The sequence below is a fragment of the Azospirillum brasilense genome (genome assembly GCF_007827815.1).
In the GTDB taxonomy this organism is placed as follows: domain Bacteria; phylum Pseudomonadota; class Alphaproteobacteria; order Azospirillales; family Azospirillaceae; genus Azospirillum; species Azospirillum brasilense_C.
In genome coordinates this window covers 331,934-350,312 of record NZ_VITH01000004.1, presented here as the reverse complement: position 1 = coordinate 350,312, position 18,379 = coordinate 331,934, and the positions used below count along the sequence as shown (strand labels likewise).

At 70.4% G+C, this 18,379-nt stretch carries 18 protein-coding genes; 5 read left to right on the top strand and 13 right to left on the bottom strand.

Annotation, left to right across the window (positions count from 1 at the left end):
• Positions 1–68: 68 nt before the first annotated feature.
• Together FBZ83_RS10640 and FBZ83_RS10635 are read left to right on the top strand one after the other, a co-directional pair.
• Positions 69–524, top strand: coding sequence for a Fur family transcriptional regulator (locus FBZ83_RS10640; protein WP_145682408.1), 456 nt, complete (start codon positions 69–71; stop codon positions 522–524).
• Positions 521–745, top strand: coding sequence for a hypothetical protein (locus tag FBZ83_RS10635; protein ID WP_145682407.1), 225 nt, complete (start codon positions 521–523; stop codon positions 743–745). The genes FBZ83_RS10640 and FBZ83_RS10635 overlap by 4 nt, the downstream gene beginning before the upstream one ends.
• Before the next feature lie 19 nt (positions 746–764).
• On the opposite strand, the gene FBZ83_RS10630 is transcribed toward FBZ83_RS10635, so the two are convergent.
• The 3 genes from FBZ83_RS10630 to FBZ83_RS10620 form a co-directional block, all read right to left on the bottom strand.
• Positions 765–2,105, bottom strand: a complete 1,341-nt coding sequence (locus tag FBZ83_RS10630) for a DUF1329 domain-containing protein (RefSeq protein ID WP_145682406.1) — start codon at positions 2,103–2,105, stop codon at positions 765–767.
• An 85-nt stretch (positions 2,106–2,190) separates the two neighbouring features.
• Positions 2,191–5,163 (bottom strand): hybrid sensor histidine kinase/response regulator, encoded by a 2,973-nt coding sequence (locus FBZ83_RS10625; protein WP_145682405.1) that lies wholly within the window; start codon positions 5,161–5,163, stop codon positions 2,191–2,193.
• A 10-nt stretch (positions 5,164–5,173) separates the two neighbouring features.
• Positions 5,174–7,495: a PAS-domain containing protein gene (locus FBZ83_RS10620; protein WP_145682404.1), complete on the bottom strand. Its 2,322-nt coding sequence runs from the start codon at positions 7,493–7,495 to the stop codon at positions 5,174–5,176.
• 236 nt (positions 7,496–7,731) lie between these two features.
• Here FBZ83_RS10620 and FBZ83_RS10615 point away from each other — a divergent pair, with 236 nt between their 5' ends.
• The 3 genes from FBZ83_RS10615 to FBZ83_RS10605 are packed head-to-tail and all read left to right on the top strand — an operon-like array spanning position 7,732 to position 10,013.
• On the top strand, positions 7,732–8,037 hold the full coding sequence (locus FBZ83_RS10615; RefSeq protein ID WP_145677249.1) for an STAS domain-containing protein: 306 nt from the start codon (positions 7,732–7,734) through the stop codon (positions 8,035–8,037).
• 7 nt (positions 8,038–8,044) lie between these two features.
• Positions 8,045–8,836: an ATP-binding protein gene (locus FBZ83_RS10610; RefSeq protein WP_145682514.1), complete on the top strand. Its 792-nt coding sequence runs from the start codon at positions 8,045–8,047 to the stop codon at positions 8,834–8,836.
• A gap of 19 nt (positions 8,837–8,855) precedes the next feature.
• The gene (locus tag FBZ83_RS10605) at positions 8,856–10,013 is read left to right on the top strand and encodes a PP2C family protein-serine/threonine phosphatase (RefSeq protein WP_145682403.1); all 1,158 of its coding nucleotides are present in this window, start codon (positions 8,856–8,858) and stop codon (positions 10,011–10,013) included.
• Between the two features lie 91 nt (positions 10,014–10,104).
• Here the strand turns inward: FBZ83_RS10605 and FBZ83_RS10600 are convergent, their stop codons facing one another.
• From FBZ83_RS10600 to FBZ83_RS10555, 10 genes are all read right to left on the bottom strand, one after another.
• Positions 10,105–10,680: a DedA family protein gene (locus FBZ83_RS10600; protein WP_145682402.1), complete on the bottom strand. Its 576-nt coding sequence runs from the start codon at positions 10,678–10,680 to the stop codon at positions 10,105–10,107.
• Positions 10,681–10,934: 254 nt separating this feature from the next.
• The gene (locus tag FBZ83_RS10595; RefSeq protein ID WP_145682401.1) at positions 10,935–11,366 is read right to left on the bottom strand and encodes a hypothetical protein; all 432 of its coding nucleotides are present in this window, start codon (positions 11,364–11,366) and stop codon (positions 10,935–10,937) included.
• 138 nt (positions 11,367–11,504) lie between these two features.
• Positions 11,505–11,960 (bottom strand): putative toxin-antitoxin system toxin component, PIN family, encoded by a 456-nt coding sequence (locus tag FBZ83_RS10590; protein ID WP_145682400.1) that lies wholly within the window; start codon positions 11,958–11,960, stop codon positions 11,505–11,507.
• 23 nt (positions 11,961–11,983) lie between these two features.
• Positions 11,984–13,186, bottom strand: a complete 1,203-nt coding sequence (locus FBZ83_RS10585; protein ID WP_145682399.1) for a PP2C family protein-serine/threonine phosphatase — start codon at positions 13,184–13,186, stop codon at positions 11,984–11,986.
• Positions 13,183–14,355: a fused response regulator/phosphatase gene (locus tag FBZ83_RS10580; RefSeq protein ID WP_145682398.1), complete on the bottom strand. Its 1,173-nt coding sequence runs from the start codon at positions 14,353–14,355 to the stop codon at positions 13,183–13,185. The genes FBZ83_RS10585 and FBZ83_RS10580 overlap by 4 nt, the downstream gene beginning before the upstream one ends.
• Positions 14,355–15,083 (bottom strand): ATP-binding protein, encoded by a 729-nt coding sequence (locus FBZ83_RS10575; RefSeq protein ID WP_186466033.1) that lies wholly within the window; start codon positions 15,081–15,083, stop codon positions 14,355–14,357. The genes FBZ83_RS10580 and FBZ83_RS10575 overlap by 1 nt, the downstream gene beginning before the upstream one ends.
• A gap of 5 nt (positions 15,084–15,088) precedes the next feature.
• Positions 15,089–15,394 carry an STAS domain-containing protein gene (locus FBZ83_RS10570; RefSeq protein ID WP_114858414.1) on the bottom strand — a complete coding sequence of 102 codons (306 nt, stop codon included), beginning with the start codon at positions 15,392–15,394 and terminating at the stop codon, positions 15,089–15,091.
• Between the two features lie 112 nt (positions 15,395–15,506).
• A complete protein-coding gene (locus FBZ83_RS10565) occupies positions 15,507–16,673 on the bottom strand; it encodes a methyl-accepting chemotaxis protein (protein WP_145682396.1) in 1,167 nt (388 codons plus the stop codon).
• 11 nt (positions 16,674–16,684) lie between these two features.
• Positions 16,685–17,749 carry a protein-glutamate methylesterase/protein-glutamine glutaminase gene (locus tag FBZ83_RS10560; protein WP_145682395.1) on the bottom strand — a complete coding sequence of 355 codons (1,065 nt, stop codon included), beginning with the start codon at positions 17,747–17,749 and terminating at the stop codon, positions 16,685–16,687.
• Positions 17,750–17,752: 3 nt separating this feature from the next.
• Positions 17,753–18,379, bottom strand: a complete 627-nt coding sequence (locus tag FBZ83_RS10555) for a chemotaxis protein (protein WP_145677269.1) — start codon at positions 18,377–18,379, stop codon at positions 17,753–17,755.

Below are 18,379 nucleotides of genomic sequence, written 5' to 3'. Positions count from 1 at the left end.
GGCGCTGCAGCATGGCGCCCCGGATCGCGGGAGACGGCGCCGCAACGGATGGCAAAGGCGGTGGGGCAATGACGTCGCGTCTCGAATCCTTGTGCCTGGAAAAGGGACTGAAGATGACCGGCCAGCGCCGGGTCATCTCGCAGGTCCTGTCGGAGTCGGAGGACCATCCCGACGTGGAGGAAGTCCACCGCCGTGCCGTGCTGATCGACCCGCGCATCTCCATCGCCACGGTCTACCGCACCATGCGCCTTCTCGAGGACGCGCAGGTGATCGAGAAGGTGGACCTCGGCGACGGCCGCGCCCGCTACGAAGAGGCGTCGACCGACCATCATCACCACCTGATCGACACGCGCAGCGGGCGGATCATCGAGTTCGCCAGCCCGGAGCTGGAGGCGCTGAAGGAGCGCATCGCCCGGGAGCTGGGCTACCGCATCGTCGGTCACCGGCTGGAAATCTACGGCGTTCCGCTCGACGGCGGGGATGCGCAGGGCGGCAACTCTGGCGAAGGCGGGGAGCGTCGATGAAGAGCATGCGCTGGCTGACGATCGATCCCTACCCGACGGTGACCCTGGATTGCCGCGACGCGGTCCAGCGCTGCTACGCCGGCCTGTGCGGCTGCGGCCAGCCGGAGCGCTACGCGCTGGAGGCGGCGGTGACCGTCTTCCGCTACCACCATCCCGAAACCCCGCCCTTCCAGGCGGAAACCATCGTCAGCCAGTGGGTGGCCGGACCGGTCCGCCACTGACGCCGGCTCCGGCCGGCGCTCACCAGCGGCGCCGCTTGCGCTCCAGCGTGTCGGGGGCGAAGTCCTCGGGCCGCAGGGTCTTGGCGAAGTCCGGCGGGGCGAGCTGGTTGTCGAGGCCGCTTACCACATAGCGGTCACCCGTGAGGTCATAGGTGATCTCCAGCGCCGGGGCGAAGACGGGCACCTGCGGATAGGCGATGCCGTGCGCCTCCGCGTAGCGGACCAGATCGCCCTTGGCGTCGTAATGGTCGGCCATGACGATCTGCCAGGTGTCCTCGTCCAGATAATAGGTGCGCTCCGGCAGGGCGTGGCGGAAGTTCGGCTTCACCCGCGCCTCGACGATCCAGACACGGTGCATCTCGTAGCGCAGGAACTGCGGGTTGGGGTGGCCCAGCCACAGGAAGTCCACCGGCGCCAGGCCGGGCGTGTTCATCCGGCTGGCGTTGTAGGGCACATACATCTCCCGCCGCGTCACCAGCGTGAAGTCGAAGCGGTCGATCGGGCCGCTGAACATGTCCAGCATGTCGGCGGTGCGGATGCCGCCGCTGGCCGGGTCCGGCGTGTCGTAGACGAAGTCGGGCGCGCGGACGGGCTTGCCGCCCTCGCCCTGGCGGAACCAGGCGGCGAAGCCGGACTGGATGGGGTTCAGCGTGCCGTGCAGCAGCAGGGTGGTCCCGGCCTCCGCCTTGGGCATCAGGGTGGTGCGGCGGTAGTGGAAGGGCCGCCCGCCGTCGATCCCGGCGGCGTAGCTGGACTGCCAGTCCTCGCGGTGGACCGCCGCGGTGTAAATGCCGCCGGACTCCGGCAGGACGGTGGCGCCGGTCCGGCTGAAGAAATTCCCGCGCCAGCGCAGGATGTGGTTCCACATCGCCTGCACGCCGTTGGCCGGAATGGGGAAGGGCACCCCCACCCGCGCCCCGCTCAGCGCCAGACCGTTTTCGCCCAGCTTGGCGCGCTTGGCGTTCGCGATCGACTCCTCGTAGACGCGCTGCGGGGCGGCGGCGCTGCGGCGGCTGGGGAAGACCGGGATCTCGAAGGACGGGTATTTGGTCAGCATCTCCTGCAGGCCGCCGGACAGGCGGACCTTGTAGCGGTCGATGTCCGCCGGCCCCACGGTGAACCAGCGCCCGTCCTCGTCGTAGGGATCGGGCAACGGGGCGCCCGGCTTCCAGCCGTCGGGGGCTTGGGTCAGGCCGCCCTTCCAGGCCGGAATGGCCCGCGTCCGGCTGGCGCCGCGCACCGCGCCGAAGGGCGTCAGTTCCTCCCCCAGCGCGGGGACCTTCTCCTGCGCGGCGATCGGGGCCGCGTAGGGAAGCACCGGCAGGGAGAGCAGAAGGCTGGAGAACTGGCGGCGGTTCATGCGCGTCTCGCGGCGTGGCGGGTCGCGGGGACGATACCCCAATCGGGCGCCGGTTCGAACGGACAAAGGACGTTCAAGAGGGTGCTCAGGGCGGCGGTGCCGCGGCGAGGGCGCGTTCGACCTCCCCCATCGCCTGTTCCAACGCCACGGCGAGCGTGGCCACCCGGTCCCAGGGGGCGTCCTGCATCAGCGCCTGCTCCAGCGCCTGCGCCGCGTCGCCGAGCGCTTTCGCGCCGGCGTTGCGGGCGCAACCCTTCAGATTGTGGGCGCCGGCGCGGATCGCCGTTCCGTTCCGCGCGATGACGGCGTCGGCGACCTCGTCGGCGATGTGACGGCCGATGCCGATGAAGTCGTTCAACAGCTCGTTCATCAGCGCCCGGTCGTCGCCGCAGAGCCGGCGCAGCACGTCGAGGTCGATCGCCGGGGTTTCCGGCGGCGGCTGAGGAGGCGGGCTCGGTGCCGCCGCGTCGGCGGCCGCGAGCGGCAGGAACCGGGCCAGAACGGCGTCGAGCTTGACCAGATCCAGCGGCTTGCTCAGCGCCTCGTCCATGCCGGCGGCGGCGTAGCTCTCGATGTCCGCCGGGGCGGCGTTGGCGGTCAGGGCGACGATCGGCAGATGGGCGCCGGTGGCGCGCTCCGCCGCGCGGATGCGGCGGGTCAGCTCGAACCCATCCACCTCCGGCATTTGGATGTCGGTCAGCAGCAGGGCGTAGCGCCGCCGCTCCAGCGCGGCCAGGGCCTCCGCCCCGCCGGTGGTCAGTTCCGCCGTGTGGCCCAGCGCGGTGAGCTGCATCTGCAGGACCTTGCGGTTGATGGCGTTGTCCTCCGCCACCAGGATCAGCCGCCCGCGGGCTTCCGCTTCGGCGATGGCCCGCTCCGGACTCAGCGGGGCCGGGGCGCAGGGCGCGGCGGTGGGCGGGCCTTCGCCGGGTGCGGCGTCCGCCAGGGCGCGCCCGGCGGCCACCGTGACGGCGCGCACCAGCGCGGCGCGGCGGACCGGGCGGCTGACCGCGACCGACCCGTCGGCGATTGGTCCGCCGGCGACTGGCCCGCTGGCGACCGGCCTGCCGATGCCCGCCGGGTCCTGCAGCAGCACCGTCGGCACCCGCGCTTCGCCGACGCGGCGGCCCAGCAGCTGCGGCGCCTGGGCGGCGGCGGGGGTGTGCAGCGCCTCGTCGACCACCACGACGTTCAGCGCGCCGCTGGCTTCGCGGGCCGTGCGGGCCAGCTCGGCCAGGGCGTCCGGTTCCCCGGCGGCCAGAACCCGCGCCCCGGCGGCCTCCAGATAATCGGCGACGATCCGGCGCTCCGCCGTCTCCGGCAGGCCGACCAGGACGGTCAGGCCGGCGAGGTCCGGGTCCGCCGCCGGGAACGCCGGCGCCGCGGCGGCTTCGGCCGGGGCGGGGGCGGCCGCGCTGTCCAGCGTCAGCTCGACCCAGAAGGTCGAACCCACCCCCGGCGCGCTGTCCACCCCGATCGTCCCGCCCATCAGCGCGACCAGCCGCCGGCTGATCGACAGGCCCAGCCCGGTGCCGCCGAAGCGCCGGGCGGTCGAGCTTTCCGCCTGGGTGAAGGGCTGGAAGAGCTGGCGGCGCGCCGTCTCGGAGATGCCGATGCCGGTGTCCGTCACCGCGATGCGCAGCCGGGTGGCGGTCCGAGTGTTTGTGTCCGCCCCGACCACCAGGGTGGCCTGCACGACGATCCGCCCACGCTCGGTGAACTTGATGGCGTTGCCGCACAGGTTGAACAGGATCTGGCGCAGCCGCACCGGGTCGCCGGTCAGCGCCTGCGGGATCGCCGGGTCCACATAGGTCAGCAGCGTCAGCCCCTTGGCCCGCGCCGCCGGGGCCAGCGTGTCGGCCACCCCTTCGACCAGGGCGGGGATGGAGACGGGCACCTGCTCCAGGTCCATCTTGCCGGCCTCGACCTTCGAGAAGTCGAGGATGTCGTCGATGATCCGCAGCAGCGAGGTCGCCGATTCCCGCATGGTCGCCACGGTGTCGCGCTGCCCGCCGTCCAGCGGCGTGCGCTCCAGCAGTTCCAGCATGCCCAGCACGCCGTTCATGGGGGTGCGGATCTCGTGGCTCATGGTGGCGAGAAAGGCGGACTTGGCGGTGGTCGTCTGCTCCGCCTGCTCCTTGGCGCGTTCCATCTGGTGCTCGGCCAGCTTGCGCCGGGTGATGTCGTAGACCCAGGCGAGATGAACCGGGCGGCCGTCGAGCAGCGTGGGGTCCACCGACACCAGCGCCCAGAAGGTCGAGCCGTCGGCCCGCCGCACCCGCACCTCGGCGTCGCGCAGCGAGCGGCGGAAGAAGGTCCAGTGCGTCTCGTGCGCCTCGGTGTTGTCCGGCTCGATGAACAGGTCGGCGATGGAGACTCCGACCAGCCGCTCCTTCGGCACGCCCAGCAGATGGACCAGCCGGTCGTTGCACATCACCAGCACGCCGTCATGGGTGTAGGCGCAGACGCCGACCGGGCTCGATTCCAGGATGGCGCGCATCTGCTCGCGGCTCTGCCGCAGCTCCTGCGTGCGCTCGGCCACCTTGGTCTCGATGGAGCGGATCTGGTCGTAGGCGCGCAGCGCCGCGATCACCGCGGTGAACAGACCCTCCGCCGACAGGTCGGCCTTCGACTTGTAGTCGTTGATGTCGCAGCCGACGATCACGTCGCGCTGCGGCGCCTGCCCCGGCTGGCCGGTGCGCAGGATGATGCGGACGTCGAGGTTGCCCAGCGCGCCGCGGACCCAGCGGACCAGCGTCAGGCCGGCGTCCTCCTCCTCCATGACCACGTCGAGCAGGATGACGGCGATGTCCCGCCGGTGGCGCAGCAGGGCGCGCGCCTCGGCGGCGGAGCGGCAGCCGATCAGCTCCAGCCGGCGGCCCTGGAACTCCACGTCGTCCAGCAGGAGGGCGGTCATGGCGTGGACGTCGTCCTCGTCGTCCACCACCAGGATCGGCCAGGGCGGAGTCTCCTCCCGGTCTCCATCCTCCTCGTCGGCGAACAGGATTTCGTCGTCCGGGTTGGGATCGGTGTCGGGCACGATCAGCTCGTCGGTCATGATGCGTCCGTCATGCTGCGTCGGTTTCCGGGTCCTTCCCGGCGGCGCCGGCCATCCGCGGCGCCGTCACGGGAATCCGCAGGAGGAAGCTGGTGCCCCCGCCCGGACGGTCGTTCGGCGGCGGACTCTCCACCGAGATCCGGCCGCCCAGCGATTGCGTCACCAGATTGAAGACGATGTGGAGACCGAGCCCGCTGCCCCCGGTGCCGCGCTTGGTCGTAAAGAAGGGTTCGAACACCTTGGGCAGATTGTCCGGGGCGATGCCGACGCCGTCGTCGGAAAAGCGGATGTCCAGCTCGCCGTCCGGCAGTTCCTCCACGGTCAGCGCCATCGCGCCCTCCCGCCCGTCGGGGAAGGCGTGGGTCAGCGCGTTGATGACCAGATTGGTGATGACCTGGCTGAGCGCGCCGGGGTAGCCGTCCATGGTGATGCCGTCCGGGCAGGCGACGCTCATCCGGTGCGGGCTCTTGCGCAGGCGCGGCCCCAGCGAGGTGATGATCTCGTCCAGGTAGGAGCGCAGGTCGAAGCGGCGGCGCTCCTGGCTGGTCTGGTCGACGGCGACGCGCTTGAAGCTCTGGATCAGCTCCGCCGCGCGGGTCAGGTTCTGCTCGATCAGGCGCGCGGATTCGCCCGCCGCCGCCACATAGGCGGTCAGGTCGGACTTCTTCAGCGCGCCCTTCGCGAAGGCCTCGGTCAGCGTCTGCGTCTTCGACGCCAAGTGGGTGGAGCAGCTGTAGGCGATGCCGACCGGCGTGTTGATCTCGTGCGCGACGCCGGCCACCAGCAGGGCGAGCGAGGCCATCTTCTCCGCCTGGACGAGGCTGTCCTGGGTTTCCTTGAGGTCGGCGTAGGCGGTCTCCAGCGCTTCCATGGCGTGGAACACCTCCTCGGCGGAGCGCGCCTCGACCGTCACGTCGGTGAAGGTGCGGACGAAGCCGCCCTCCGGCAGGGGGTTGGACCGCACCTCGATGATCGTGCCGTCGGGCCGCCGCCGCTTGAAGGCGAAGGGCTGGTCGGGCACCACGGCGGTCTCGTCCAGCTCCAGGTCGGGATCGATGCTGAAATCCTCGAAGGCGCCCTGGGCGCGCTGGAGCCGGATGATCTCGGGAAACAGCGGGTTGCGGGCCAGGAAGGCCGCCGGCACGTCGAGAAGCTCCGCGGCGCGGCGGTTGGACATGACGACCCGCAGGTTGCGATCCACCATGATGATGCCCTGGTCGGTGTTGTCGAGCGTGATCTGAAGGACGTTCCGCTCGCGCGCCAGATCCCGTTCGGCCTGCATGCGCTCGGTCACGTCGGACATGGTGCCGGTCAGGCGGACCGCCGTTCCCTCGGCGTCGCGCAGGGCGGTCGCCCGGTCCTCGATCCAGCTCCAGCCGCCGTCCCGGCGGCGCATGCGGTAGACGGCGGTGTAGGCGCTGTCGGTGTCGCGCACGCGGCTGCGGGACGCCGCGACGACGCGCCGCCGCTCCTCCGGGTGGATCAGCGACTCCCAGGTCCGCGCGGTCATCGCCAGCTCCGCCGGACCGTAGCCGAGCAGCGCGGGGAACTCCTTCGACCACCAGTACTGGCCGGTCCGCAGGTCGTAATCCCAGACGGAGGAGCGGGTGGCGGCGATGGCCAGCCCCAGCCGCTCCTCGCTCTGGCGCAGGGCAGCCTCCTCCTCGTCCAGCCGGGTCAGCATGCCGTTGTAGGCGGCGATCACCCGCCCCAGCTCATCGGCCGACGACCACTGCACGCGCTGACGCAGATGCTCCTGCTCGGCGGTGCGGATCGACGCGATCAGCCGGCCCAGCGGCACGCCGATGGTCAGCCGGTGGGCGGTCAGCGCGGTGACCAGCGTGCCGACCAGCATCAGCAGCAGGAGCCACAGCGTGTTGACCATCTCCTGCCGGATCTGCGCGTCGACCGAGGCGTAGCTGAAATGGAGCGTCAGCGTGCCGAGCCGGCGGTTCTGCACCTGGATCGGACGGCGCACCGTTTCGCGTCCGGCGAAGGGGCGGCAATCGTCGTCCGGCCAGGCGAAGCGGCCGTCGGCCAGCTCGTCGGCCACCTCGATGCACTGAAGCTCGCGGTTGACGGAGATCGCCTGGATGATGTTGCGGATGGCCGGAACGTCCACCGCCCACAGGCTGGAGGACAGGGCGACGGCGTTGATTTCCGCCACCGCCTCGATCCGGTCGCGCAGGGCGCCGCGCAGATCCTTGTACTTGCCGTAGAAAAAGATTGAGGAGAAGCCGAGCGTGGTCAGGATCAGGATGGGAATCAGGATCAGCAGGAATTTCGCCGACACCGTCGGCACCGTCTTCCACGCCTGCTCGATCACCGTCATGAAAGGGTTTCCCGCTGCGGGGTGGCGTGACCGGGGCGGACCGGCGGCACGGCGCCGCCTTACCGGTCATGCGGTTGTACTATCAACGGACGTGTTCCGTCTACGGTGTGAATGCCGTGAAAATTCTCCTTATGATCGATAAAATCGACGTGATGTATACTTGAAGCTTGAGAGGGGATCGGCCTTGCACTACTGTTCGCGGGAGCCGCTTGCGCGGTGCAACACAAGAGGATGTCATGAATTTCCAGGTGCGCCGTTCCTCCGAAACCATCGAGGTGCTGTTGAGCGGCCGGTTGGAATTCACCGACCATGACAGCCTCCCCGACATCGTGGACCTGCTGAACGGGGAAGGGGCGCGCCGTGTCGTCCTGGACATGGACGGGCTGACCTTCATCGACTCCGCGGGGATCGGCATGCTTCTGATCCTCCAGGACGAGTCGGAGCAGCGCAACATCAAGCTGGTCCTGCGCAAGCTGCAGGGCGATGTGCTGCGCTCCATCGATCTGGCGCGGATCGGCGAAGTCGTCACCATCGAGCGGTGAGCGGATGATGGACGGTTTCCCCGCCTCTTCCACCGGCCTTCCGCCCGGTCCGCCCGGCGCCGTACGCCCCTTCAGCGTGGTGCGGGACCGCGTGCCGGCGGACGTCGTCGCCCGGGTCGCGGCGCGCTTCGGCCCGGGCGAGGCCGTGATGGGCGCCGCAGACGCGGCGGATGACCGGGTGGCCGCCGCGGTTCTGCTGGCCCAGGCCGACCGCGACATCCTGCGCGGCGCCTTCGGGCTCAACCGCTTCCTGACGGTGGAGCTGACGGAGCGGGAGGACGGCACCGGCGCCATCGACGCCGACTGGCTGGGCGCCCCGCCGGTGGAGCGGGGGTTCTACCTGTCGCTGACCACCGGCACGGCCTATGGCCTGCAATGCGCGGTTCTGGTCTGCGACGAGCTGAGCCGGCGCGGCGTGCTGACTCCGGAGCGGCGCGGCAATGTCGAGCTGTGCCTGCACGAGGCCATCGCCAACGCCATTGTCCACGGCAATCTGGGCATTCCCAGCGCGACCAAGGAGCAGCCGGAGGGCTATCGGCTGTTCAGCCGGCTGCTGCGCGAACGGTTGGGCGACGGCGCCGTGCGGCAGCGGCGGATCGACATCTTCGCGCGCTGGAGCGCCGACAGCCTGTCCATCGCGGTGGTCGACCAGGGCAACGGGTTCGACGCCGCGGCCCTGCCGCAGGACACCGACAGCGGCGCCCATTCCGGCCGCGGCTTCGTGTTCATGCGGGCGCTGGCCCGGCGCATCCACGTGACCGACGGCGGGCGCTGCACCCTGCTGCAGTTCGACCTGTGACGGGCGGGCGGAGTCGCGCATGCCCATTTCCCTCGCCGCCAGCCGGGTTCTGATCGTCGACGACAACGAGTTCAACAGGAAGTCGCTGGCCCTGATGATCCGCCGCGCCGGGCTGACCCAGATCGAGGTCGCCGAGAACGGCGTGGAGGGGTTGCGCAAGGTGGAGAGCTTCCGCCCCGACCTCGTCCTGCTCGACGTCAGCATGCCGGTGATGGACGGGCTGGAGATGTGCCGGCGCCTGCGCGAGCGGCTGACCCACGAGGAATTGCCGATCCTGTTCCAGACCGCTCTGGACAGCGACGAGGAGCAGGTCCGCTGCTTCGAGGCCGGCGGCAGCGACTTCATCTCCAAGCCGATCAAGCCCGGCGAGTGCGTCGCCCGCGTCCGCCACCAGCTCGAAAAGCGCAAGCTGTTCACCGACCTCGCCAATTTCCGCGCGCGGGTGGAGCGGGAGCTGAAGCACGCCAAGGCGATGCAGCTTTCCCTGCTGCCCGAGCCGAGGGAGCTGGAGGCGGTCGCCGAGCGGTACGAGCTGGTGCTGGACGCCCATTTCGAAACCTCGTCGGAGCTGGGCGGCGATTTCTGGAACGTCTACCCGCTGGACAGCCACCGCGTCGCCTTCCTGATGGTCGATTTCGCCGGGCACGGCATCACCGCCGCCATCAACACCTTCCGCCTGCACACGCTGATCGACCGCTTCCCCATGCAGCACGTGCCGCCGTCGGAATGGCTGTCCGGACTGAACCGGGCGTTGAAGGAGGTGCTGCCGGTCGGGCAGTTCGCCACCGCCTTCTTCGGCATCCTCGACCTGCACACCGACACGCTGACCTACGCCTCGGCCGGGGCGCCGAATCCGGTGGTGGGGATCGCCGGGGAGCTTCGGCTGCTCGACTCGGCGGGGCTGGTGCTGGGCGCGTCGCGCCGCGCCGTCTACGCCGACCGCAGCCTGCGCCTGCCGCGCGGGAGCTGCCTGTTCCTCTACAGCGACGCGTTGATCGAATGCAGCGGCCCGGACAGCGAGCCGATCGGCCAGGACGGGGTCCCGGGCCTGCTGCGCGCCGCCATCGCCGCCAACCGCGCCCGCCCGCTGGGGCCGCTGTTGGAGCGCTTCTACGCCCGCACCAGCCTGCCGCTGCGCGACGACCTGACCGCCGTGTGGATCGCCCGTCGGGCGTAGAGCCCGGAAACGGGAAAGGCCGCCGCGGGTGGTCCGCGGCGGCCTTTCTGCCTGAGTTCCGGTCTGCCTGCCTCTCGGGGGAGGGGTGCCGTTACGCCTGCGTCTCGGAGGCGGCGTAGCGGCGGCGGACCCACATCACGCTCTTCACCGCGAAGAAGGTGACGCCGATGCCCAGCGCGATGAGCAGGAGGATCTTCGGACCGTTCTCGCCGATGGCGGCGGCCGCCTCGCCGAACAGGTAGCCGGCCCCGGCGAAGCTCCAGGCCCAGATGCCGGCGGCGATGAAGTTCCAGAACAGGAATTTTCGCCAGGGCATGCGGGATGTGCCGACGGCGACCGAGGCGATGTTGCGCACCCCGTAGAGGAAGCGGAAGGCCAGGATGAAGCCGACGCCGTAGGTTTCCAGCCAATACAGCACGCGGGACGCGCGGGCCTCCGCCGCCGGGAAGCGGGCCAGCGCCTTGGCGCCCCATTTGCGGCCGATCCAGAAATAGCACTGGTCGCCCATGAAACTGCCGATCCAGACGGCGGCCACCAGCCAGTAAAGGTTGATGATCCCCAGGTGCGCGCCCATCCCGCCGAAAATCACGAAGGTCTCGCCTTCGAAAAAGGCCCATATGAAGGCCAGGGGATAGAAGGCATCGCCCCAATCCTGGAGCCAGGTCATCCAGTCCAAAGCACCCTCCCCGCGGGTCGTTCCTTTCGGCCCGGACCGCCGGCGGCGCGCCACGGAAACGCAGGCGCGGCCGTTGGTCAGGCTACGGACACATCATTGCACATACGTGCGTGTCTTGTCGCGCCATCATTCCCGAATCGGGGGGAGGAACCCGTACAAAGTTGGGGTACGAAACGATCTATTGCCGCGGGATTATTTTGTTTCCGGACACGTATTCTGTGAATCGGTCAGTGTTCGTGACTTGATCAGCCATCCTCGCCCGACAATTCGCCGACCGCCTGCCGGGCGGCGCGCAGCAGCAGGGGATTCGGTTCGGACGGGCCGTCTTCTCCCTCCTCTTCCTCCCAGGCTCCCGGCGCGGCGCGGCGCTTCAACTCGCGTGCGGCTTCGATCAGCAGATGGGCCAGCTTGTGGTCGGGCAAAGCCTGCGCCAGCGCCCGCAGTTCGGCGTTGGTCAGGGCCGCCGGGTCGAAGTCGGCGCGCGGCGCCATCGGGACGGGCGGGGGTGGGACGAGCGCGAGGGTCATGGGCGGCGGGGCCGCCGGCGACGGAACATCCTCCCGCACCACGTCGACGGCCATCGGCGCCGCCACGGTGGTGGCGCGGGATCGGCGCGCCGGTTTGCGCGCCCGCTCCGTCTCGGGCAGGCTGTCGAACAGGAGAGGTTGCGTGCTCATCCGGTCACCCGCGATCCGTTCACCGCTAGTTTGCGAAGTGTTCTCTTTTCATTCTAAAGAACGAAGGCCGGAAGTCGAGGGGAAACTTTTCGGGCACCCTCTTCAAACGCCTTTTCAGACCCCTCTTCAAACGCCGCGTCAGGCGATCGCGTCCAGGAACCGCTCGGGGCGCAGGATGCGGGTGCGGCCCACTTGGCGCACCGACAGAAGCTGCCGGTCCACCGTCACCAGCCAGTCGGCGTCGGCGGCCAGCGCCACCGCCAGGAACATGTCGTCGTCGGGGTCGCGGCACAGCCGCTCCACCGGGGCGGGCTCGACCCTCCGGGCCTCCGCGGCGAAGGCGTCCAGGAAGGCGGCGCGTTCCGCCGCCGGGCGGTAGCGCTCGAAGTCCGGGCGCATCAGCACCTCCCGCAGCTCCGCCAGCGTGGCGTCGGAGACGACGGCGGTCCCCCGCGCCCGCACCGCCGCGACGCTGTCGCGGATGGCCAGGCTGCGGCGGGGCACTTCGGCGCCGAGCAGGGCGCAGCCCACGAGGATGTTGGTGTCCAGAACGACCCGGAAGTGCCGTGCGGCGTGCGGGAGGCTGGCGGTCATGCGGCCGTCGGGTCCATGGCCGCTCAGCCCTTGCGGGTCAGCAGCAGCGCGGTCAGGTCGTCGTCGATCGGGCCGATGGCGCGCAGGCGCTCCAGCAACCCGTCCAGGAAGCGGGCGCCGTCCGCCTCCTCCAATCGCTCGGTGACCAGGGCGGCGAGGCCCGGCTCGTCCAGGACGTCGCCGCCGACCGGGATTTCGATGGCGCCGTCCGAATAGAGGAACAGGCGCCCGCCGGGGGGCAGGGGGAGGGAGCGCTCCTCGTACTCCGCCGAGGCGAGCAGGCCGAGCGGCAGGCCGGCGCTGTCGCCCAGCAGCGGTTCGGCATCGCCCGGCCCCCAGACCATCGGGCGCGTCGATCCGGCCGAGGCGTAGACGAAGCGGTTCTCCGCCGGCTCGACCACCCCGGCCAGCATGGTGGCGAACTGCCCGTTGGGAAGCAGCGCGCACAGTCGCCGGTTGACGATGGACAGGAACTCGGCCGGGGTCAGGCCGGACATGTCCATCTGCTGGCAGATCGCGTGCAGGCGGAAGGTGTTCAGCGCCGCCCCGACGCCGTGGCCGGAGAAATCGACCATGTAAAGCATGGTCCGGCCCTGTCCCTGGTCCTGCCCCTGGCCCGGCTCGGCGGCGTCGTGCCGCAGGTCCCAGAAGTCGCCGCCCAGCTCCGACGAGGGGGCGAAATGGGCGGCGATGCCCACCCCCGCCGCGGCCTCCACCTCGGCCAGCCGCTCCGGCGAGGGCATCAGCCGCTCCTGCATCTTGCGGGCGAGCGACAGCTCGCTCTCCGTCCGCTCGTGAAAGCGTTGCAGGTCATGGAGCAGCGCACGGTTCTGCAGGTGGATGCGGACGCGGGCCAGCAGCTCGACCGCGTTGATCGGCTTGGTGACGTAATCGGTGGCCCCGGCGGCGAAAGCCTTGGCGCGGTCCTCCGCCCGGTTCAGGCTGGACTGAACGAGGACCGGCAGGTCCTTCCAGGCGGGAAGCGCGCGCAGGCGCCGGCACATCTCAAACCCGTCCAGGTTCGGCATCATCAGGTCGAGCAGGATTAGGTCGGGCCGGAAGCTGTCCAGCCGGGCCAGCGCGTCGTTGCCGTCCTCCGCCATCTCGATGCGGGTGACTCCGCCGCGTTCCAGCAGCGCCTGGAGCAGGTGGCGGTTCACGCGGTTGTCGTCCACCACCAGGACGCGGGCCGTGTCCAGCCCCGGAACCTCCGGCAGGTTGTTCATCGCGCCCCCCCGCGGCCGATCCAGACCAGGGTGTGGTCGTCGAGCGGCACGTCGCCCTGGGCGGCGGCGAGCGCGGCGGTCACCGCCGCGAAGGCGGCGTCGCCGCCGCCGGCCAGGGCGTCCGGGACGGCGGCGCTCCGCAGCAGGGCGGCGAAACCGCCGCTGCGCCCGTTCAGGGTTTCTAGAACGGCGGTCGAGTGCAGGACCAACGCCGAGTCCGGCGGGAAGGGCAGGCTGCGCTCCTCGTAGCGGGTGCCGGCGGCGACGCCCACCGGCGGACCGGCCCCCTCGCCGAAAACCAGCGCGGCGTTGCCGGGCGGCACCAGGACCGGCGGAGCCGCCGCCGCGGCGGCGTAGGTGAAGCGCTCCGCCGCGCGGTCCACCACGCCGTAGATCACCGTGGCGTGCTGGCCAAGCTCCAGCAGGCAGACGGCCCGCTCGTTCAGCTCGCTCAGGAAGGCGCCGGGCCGCTCGCCGAGCTGGGGCGCCAACTCGTGGATCAGCGTGTGCATGCGGAAGGCGTTCAGCGCCGCCGACACGCCGCGCCCGGCCATGTCCAGCAGGAACAGCCCGAACCGCCCGCCGGCCAGCGGCAGCACCCCCCAGAGGTCGCCGCCCAGATCGGAGGACAGCGCCGTGTGCGAGCGCAGCGTCACCCCCGCGCCGTCCATCAGCGCGGCGCACAGCGACGGGGAGGGCAGGAGATGGTCGTACATGGAGCGGGCCATCGCCAACTCCCCCTCGACCCGCGCCCGGTAGGTCTGCAGGTCGCGGATCAGCACCCGGTTCTGCAGGTGGATGCGCACGCGGGCGACCAGCTCCGTCCGGTCCAGCGGCTTGGAGATCAGGTCGGTCGTGCCGGCGGCGAAGGCGCGGTTGCGGTCGTCGCTGGACGACAGGGCGGTCTGCACCAGCACCGGCAGGTCGGCGTAGGCGTGGTCGGCGCGCAGGCGGCGGCACACCTCGAACCCGTCCATCCCCGGCATCATGATGTCGAGGATCAGCAGGTCCGGCGCCTCGGCGGCGATCTGGGTCAGCGCGTCGAAGCCGTCCTTGGCGTAGACGACGTTCTGGAAGCCGGCTTCGCCGAGCAGAGCGCCGATCAGCGTGCGGTTGAAGTCGGTGTCGTCCACCACCAGGATGCGGCAGGCGGCGATGGCGTCGTCCATCAGAGGGGGAACCTCATGCGGATGCGCCGCCCCCCGTCGAGAAGCTGAAGCTCTTCCACGATGGCGGCGATCAGGTCCAGCCCGCGGCCCGAGGCGCCGTAGTCGATGCGCTCCGGCCGGGCGAAGCCGGTTCCCTCGTCGGCGACTTCGACCACCGCGCACGCGCTCTCCAGCCAGGCGGCGACCTCGATCCGGCGCTCGGCGAAGGCGGGGTCGGCCATGCGCGCCGCCAGATCGTGGGAGAAGCGCTCCAGCGCCTCCACGCTCAGCCCCTTCATGCCTTCGACCTGGAGGTTGCCGTGGACCACCGCGTTGCTGATCGCCTCGTGCAGCGCCAGCTCCATGTCGTCGCGCTGGGCCTCCGGCATCGGGTGCAGGGCGGCCAGCCCGTTCAGGATGCGGCCCGCCAGATGCAGGCGGTTGGCGGTCACCGTCGTCACGCAGGCGAACAGGTCGGCGCGGGCGGCGCGCTGCGCGGCCTCGACGATCCGGGCGTCGGACAGGCCGGCGACCTCGATCCAGGCGCCGAAGGGCGGCTGCCAGAATTCCGGCGCCTCGACGGCGCCGGCGTCGCCCACCAGAAGCAGAACGGAGGCGCCGAACGCCTCCCCCGCCGGGGAGCCGGGCCGCCGGGGCGGAAGCCGAAGCGCCGCCGACAGACGGTCCAGCCGGTCGGCCGGCACGCCCAGGCCTTGCAGGGCGGCGACGCGGGTGGGGGAGGGGACCAAAGGGGTCAGTCCTCGATCGTCACGATCTTGTTGAGCTGGGCCACGGTCAGCACGCGCTTGACCTGCCCGGCGGCGGAGCGCAGGACGAGCTGCTTGTCCGCGTTCGCCATTTCCTCCCGCGCGATCAGCAGCATGCCGATTCCCGCCGAATCGACGAATTCCAGCGTGGAGAGGTCGAGCACCTGACGTCTGGCCTTGTTCTGCAGCATCTCCCGGATCAGGGCCCGCAGCTTGGCGTGGTCGTTGAAGGTCAGGCGACCGCGCAACCGAACCAGGGTCTCCTGCTCCTTGTCCTCAATTCCGTAGTCCATCGGTCCGGTGTTCCTGAAGGGTGTTCCTGAAGGGCATTGGGGCGGGTGGTCTTGTGCGGACCATGCCAGAATGGAGCAAGACAGGCCGGGGATTCCAGAGAATCCCTTGGCCTCAGAAAAGTTCGATGTCGCCGCTGGAACTGTCGTCCTGGCCGGCATCGACGTCAAGGACGCCATGCTCGTCCAGCGCCGTCCCTTCCAGCAGCAGACGGCGCACGAAGCGCTGGCGCATCTCGCTCAGCTTGAAGCGGCCCAGCAGTTCGTCGAGCCATTCCTGCGGAACCTGCGGCCCCAAGGAAGCGGGCATTTCGACGCGGGTGCGGTTTTCCAGCTCGTTCAGCCCCTCCGCCATGATGGCGAGGCTGTCGTTGATGGCCTCCAGCCGCTGCTTGGTCAGGTCCTGGAACTGCATCCCGGTGACCATGCGGCTGATGGTGGCGGACATGTCCGACGACACGGTCGCCGCCGTTTCCAGCACCGCCTGGAAGTGGTTGGTCTGGTCGACCAGGCTGTCCATGGTCTTGTCCACCCGCTCCTTGGCGAGCATCTGCGGGGACATGTCGGTGTCGGCGATCTGGCGCAGGATGTCGTGGCCGTTGCGCACGCCCTTGACCACCGCGGTGACCTTGGAACGCATGCGGTCGGCCAGCGCCCCGGTGTTGCGGGAGAGGTGGCGCACCTCCTGGGCGACCACGGCGAAGGTGCGCCCGGCCTCGCCGGCGCGGCTCGCCTCGATGGTGGCGTTCAGCGCCAGGAAGTTGGTCTGGCGGTTGATGGCGTCGATGTCGCCGATCGACTTCTCCAGCTCCGCCACGTCCTTCTGCACGTCGTCGAGCAGGTAGACCATGCTCATGGCGTGGCGCGACAGCATGACGATGTTGGAGATCATGTCCGCGATCATCTGCTGCATGCCGGTGACCAGCTGGTCCATCGGCACCCGTTCGCCGTCGATGGAGACGGAGCCGGCCATGCCGACGATCTGCTCCACCCGCTCCGACTGCTGCATGGCCTTCTCGGCCAGCTCGCGGAAGCGGGAGGACAGGTCAAGCGTGGCGTCCTCGACCGTGGACGAAGTGCGGGTCAGCTCGTTCTGCACCGCCTCCAGCGTGCGGCGCTGGATGTCGGCGTAGCCCATCCAGGTCGCCAGAAGCTCGCCGGTCACCGGGATCTTCGGGCCGATCTCGGGCAGGCCGTTCACCGGGGCGTCGCCGTCGGGCAGGTCCGGCGCCTGCGGTTCCGGTCGGGCGTCCAGGTGGGTGGCACGGCCGTAGAAAGACATGGTGCTGCTCCTCAGTTCGCGCGCGTGCGGTGATCGCCGATGGCGTCGAACGCGCGCAGCATCTCGGCCGGTATCTGCGCCAGCGGCAGTTCGACGGCGACCGCCCCGGCGTCCCGGGCGGCGCGCGGCATGCCGTAGACGACGCAGCTCGATTCCTGTTCGCCGATGGTATAGGCCCCCGCGTCGCGCATCGCCAGCATGCCCGACGCCCCGTCGCGGCCCATGCCGGACAGGATCACCCCCACCGCGTTCGCCCCCGCCGCCTTGGCGACGGAGGAGAACAGCACGTCCACCGACGGGCGGTGGCCGCTGACCGCCGGCCCGTCCTGGATGTGGCAGGAATAGCCCTGGGCGTCGCGGATGATCACCAGATGCCGGTCGCCGGGGGCGATGTAGACCTTGCCCTGGACCAGAGGGGCGCCCTGGGTGGCGACCTCCACCGACGGCGGCGAGATGCGGTCGAGCCGGGCGGCGAAGCTGGGGACGTAGCTGGGACCCATGTGCTGGGTGATGACGATGGGCGGGCAGTCGGCGGGCATGACGGCCAGCACGTCGCGGATGCGCTCCACCCCGCCGGTCGAGGCGCCGATGGCGATGAAGCGGGTGCCCGATCCGGCGCGGCGCGGCGTCTGGAGGGGGGAGGTCGCGGGCTTGGGCCGCCGCATCGACAGGCGGGCGGTGGCGGCGATGCGGATCTTGCCGACCAGCTCGTGGGCCATCGCCTCGAAGCCGTGACCGTCCGAGCCGTCGGGCTTGGCGACGCAGTCCACCGCGCCGATCTCCAGCGCGCGGATCGTCGCCTCCGACCCCTCCTGGGTCAGGGAGGAGACCATGACGACCGGCGTCGGGCGCAGCGTCATGATCTTTTCCAGGAAGGACAGCCCGTCCATCCGCGGCATCTCGACGTCCAGCGTGACGACGTCCGGATTGGTGCGCTTGATGACGTCGCGCGCCTCGTAGGGGTCGCGGGCGACGCCGACCACCTCGATGCCGGGCTCGTCCGAGATGACGGCCTTCAGCATCTCCCGCATCAGGCTGCTGTCGTCGACGATCACGACGCGGATGGAGCGTGTCATGGCTCAGTCCTCCCCGAACAGTTCCACGTCGCCCTCGATCGGCTGGTGCCGCAGGCTGGAGCGGAAATGCAGTTCCTGGTTCGCCGTCTCCGACAGGGCCTCCGGCCGCAGCATCTTGCGCATGGCCCGGCCGGTGTGGGGAAAATAGTGGATGCGCCGGGCCGAGGCGCCGCCGAGATCCTGGCCCATCAGCTTCAGCCCCTCCCGCCGGACATAGTCGAGCGCGAAGGCGGCGTTGCGCTGGCCGACGTCGAAGCTGGAATCGATGACGCGGGCGCCGCCGAACAGCTTCACCTCCAGCCGCCCACGCTGGGCGCCGCGGGCCAGCAGGTCGTTGATCAGCCGCTCCATGGCGACCGAGCCGTAGCGCGCGGCCGCCCCGGTGCCGGCGTCCTCGGACTCCGGCACCTCGGGCAGCAGGAAATGGTTCATGCCGCCGATCGCCGTCGCCGGGTCGTGGACGCAGGCGGCCACGCAGGAGCCCAGAGTCGTCACCATCATCACGTCCGAGCGGTCGCTGACCAGATGATGGCCGAGGAAGACCTTCATCGTGTGGGCGCGGAACTGCGGGTGGAAGTAGCCGCCGGTCTGCCGGGCCTCCGCCGCGCGGCGGCTTGCGAATGCGGTCAT

Excerpts from the sequence above, each read along its gene's own strand:
- FBZ83_RS10590 (WP_145682400.1), bottom strand. The coding sequence starts at position 11,960 with ATGACCGCCAGCCTCCCGCACGCCGCACGGCACTTCCGGGTCGTTCTG.
- FBZ83_RS10600 (WP_145682402.1), bottom strand. The coding sequence starts at position 10,680 with ATGACCTGGCTCCAGGATTGGGGCGATGCCTTCTATCCCCTGGCCTTC.
- FBZ83_RS10555 (WP_145677269.1), bottom strand. The coding sequence starts at position 18,379 with ATGACCGCATTCGCAAGCCGCCGCGCGGCGGAGGCCCGGCAGACCGGC.
- FBZ83_RS10585 (WP_145682399.1), bottom strand. The coding sequence starts at position 13,186 with ATGAACAACCTGCCGGAGGTTCCGGGGCTGGACACGGCCCGCGTCCTG.
- FBZ83_RS10610 (WP_145682514.1), top strand. The coding sequence starts at position 8,045 with ATGGACGGTTTCCCCGCCTCTTCCACCGGCCTTCCGCCCGGTCCGCCC.
- FBZ83_RS10605 (WP_145682403.1), top strand. The coding sequence starts at position 8,856 with ATGCCCATTTCCCTCGCCGCCAGCCGGGTTCTGATCGTCGACGACAAC.
- FBZ83_RS10615 (WP_145677249.1), top strand. The coding sequence starts at position 7,732 with ATGAATTTCCAGGTGCGCCGTTCCTCCGAAACCATCGAGGTGCTGTTG.
- FBZ83_RS10565 (WP_145682396.1), bottom strand. The coding sequence starts at position 16,673 with ATGTCTTTCTACGGCCGTGCCACCCACCTGGACGCCCGACCGGAACCG.
- FBZ83_RS10640 (WP_145682408.1), top strand. The coding sequence starts at position 69 with ATGACGTCGCGTCTCGAATCCTTGTGCCTGGAAAAGGGACTGAAGATG.
- FBZ83_RS10560 (WP_145682395.1), bottom strand. The coding sequence starts at position 17,749 with ATGACACGCTCCATCCGCGTCGTGATCGTCGACGACAGCAGCCTGATG.
- FBZ83_RS10625 (WP_145682405.1), bottom strand. The coding sequence starts at position 5,163 with ATGACCGACGAGCTGATCGTGCCCGACACCGATCCCAACCCGGACGAC.
- FBZ83_RS10635 (WP_145682407.1), top strand. The coding sequence starts at position 521 with ATGAAGAGCATGCGCTGGCTGACGATCGATCCCTACCCGACGGTGACC.
- FBZ83_RS10595 (WP_145682401.1), bottom strand. The coding sequence starts at position 11,366 with ATGAGCACGCAACCTCTCCTGTTCGACAGCCTGCCCGAGACGGAGCGG.
- FBZ83_RS10630 (WP_145682406.1), bottom strand. The coding sequence starts at position 2,105 with ATGAACCGCCGCCAGTTCTCCAGCCTTCTGCTCTCCCTGCCGGTGCTT.
- FBZ83_RS10580 (WP_145682398.1), bottom strand. The coding sequence starts at position 14,355 with ATGGACGACGCCATCGCCGCCTGCCGCATCCTGGTGGTGGACGACACC.
- FBZ83_RS10570 (WP_114858414.1), bottom strand. The coding sequence starts at position 15,394 with ATGGACTACGGAATTGAGGACAAGGAGCAGGAGACCCTGGTTCGGTTG.
- FBZ83_RS10620 (WP_145682404.1), bottom strand. The coding sequence starts at position 7,495 with ATGACGGTGATCGAGCAGGCGTGGAAGACGGTGCCGACGGTGTCGGCG.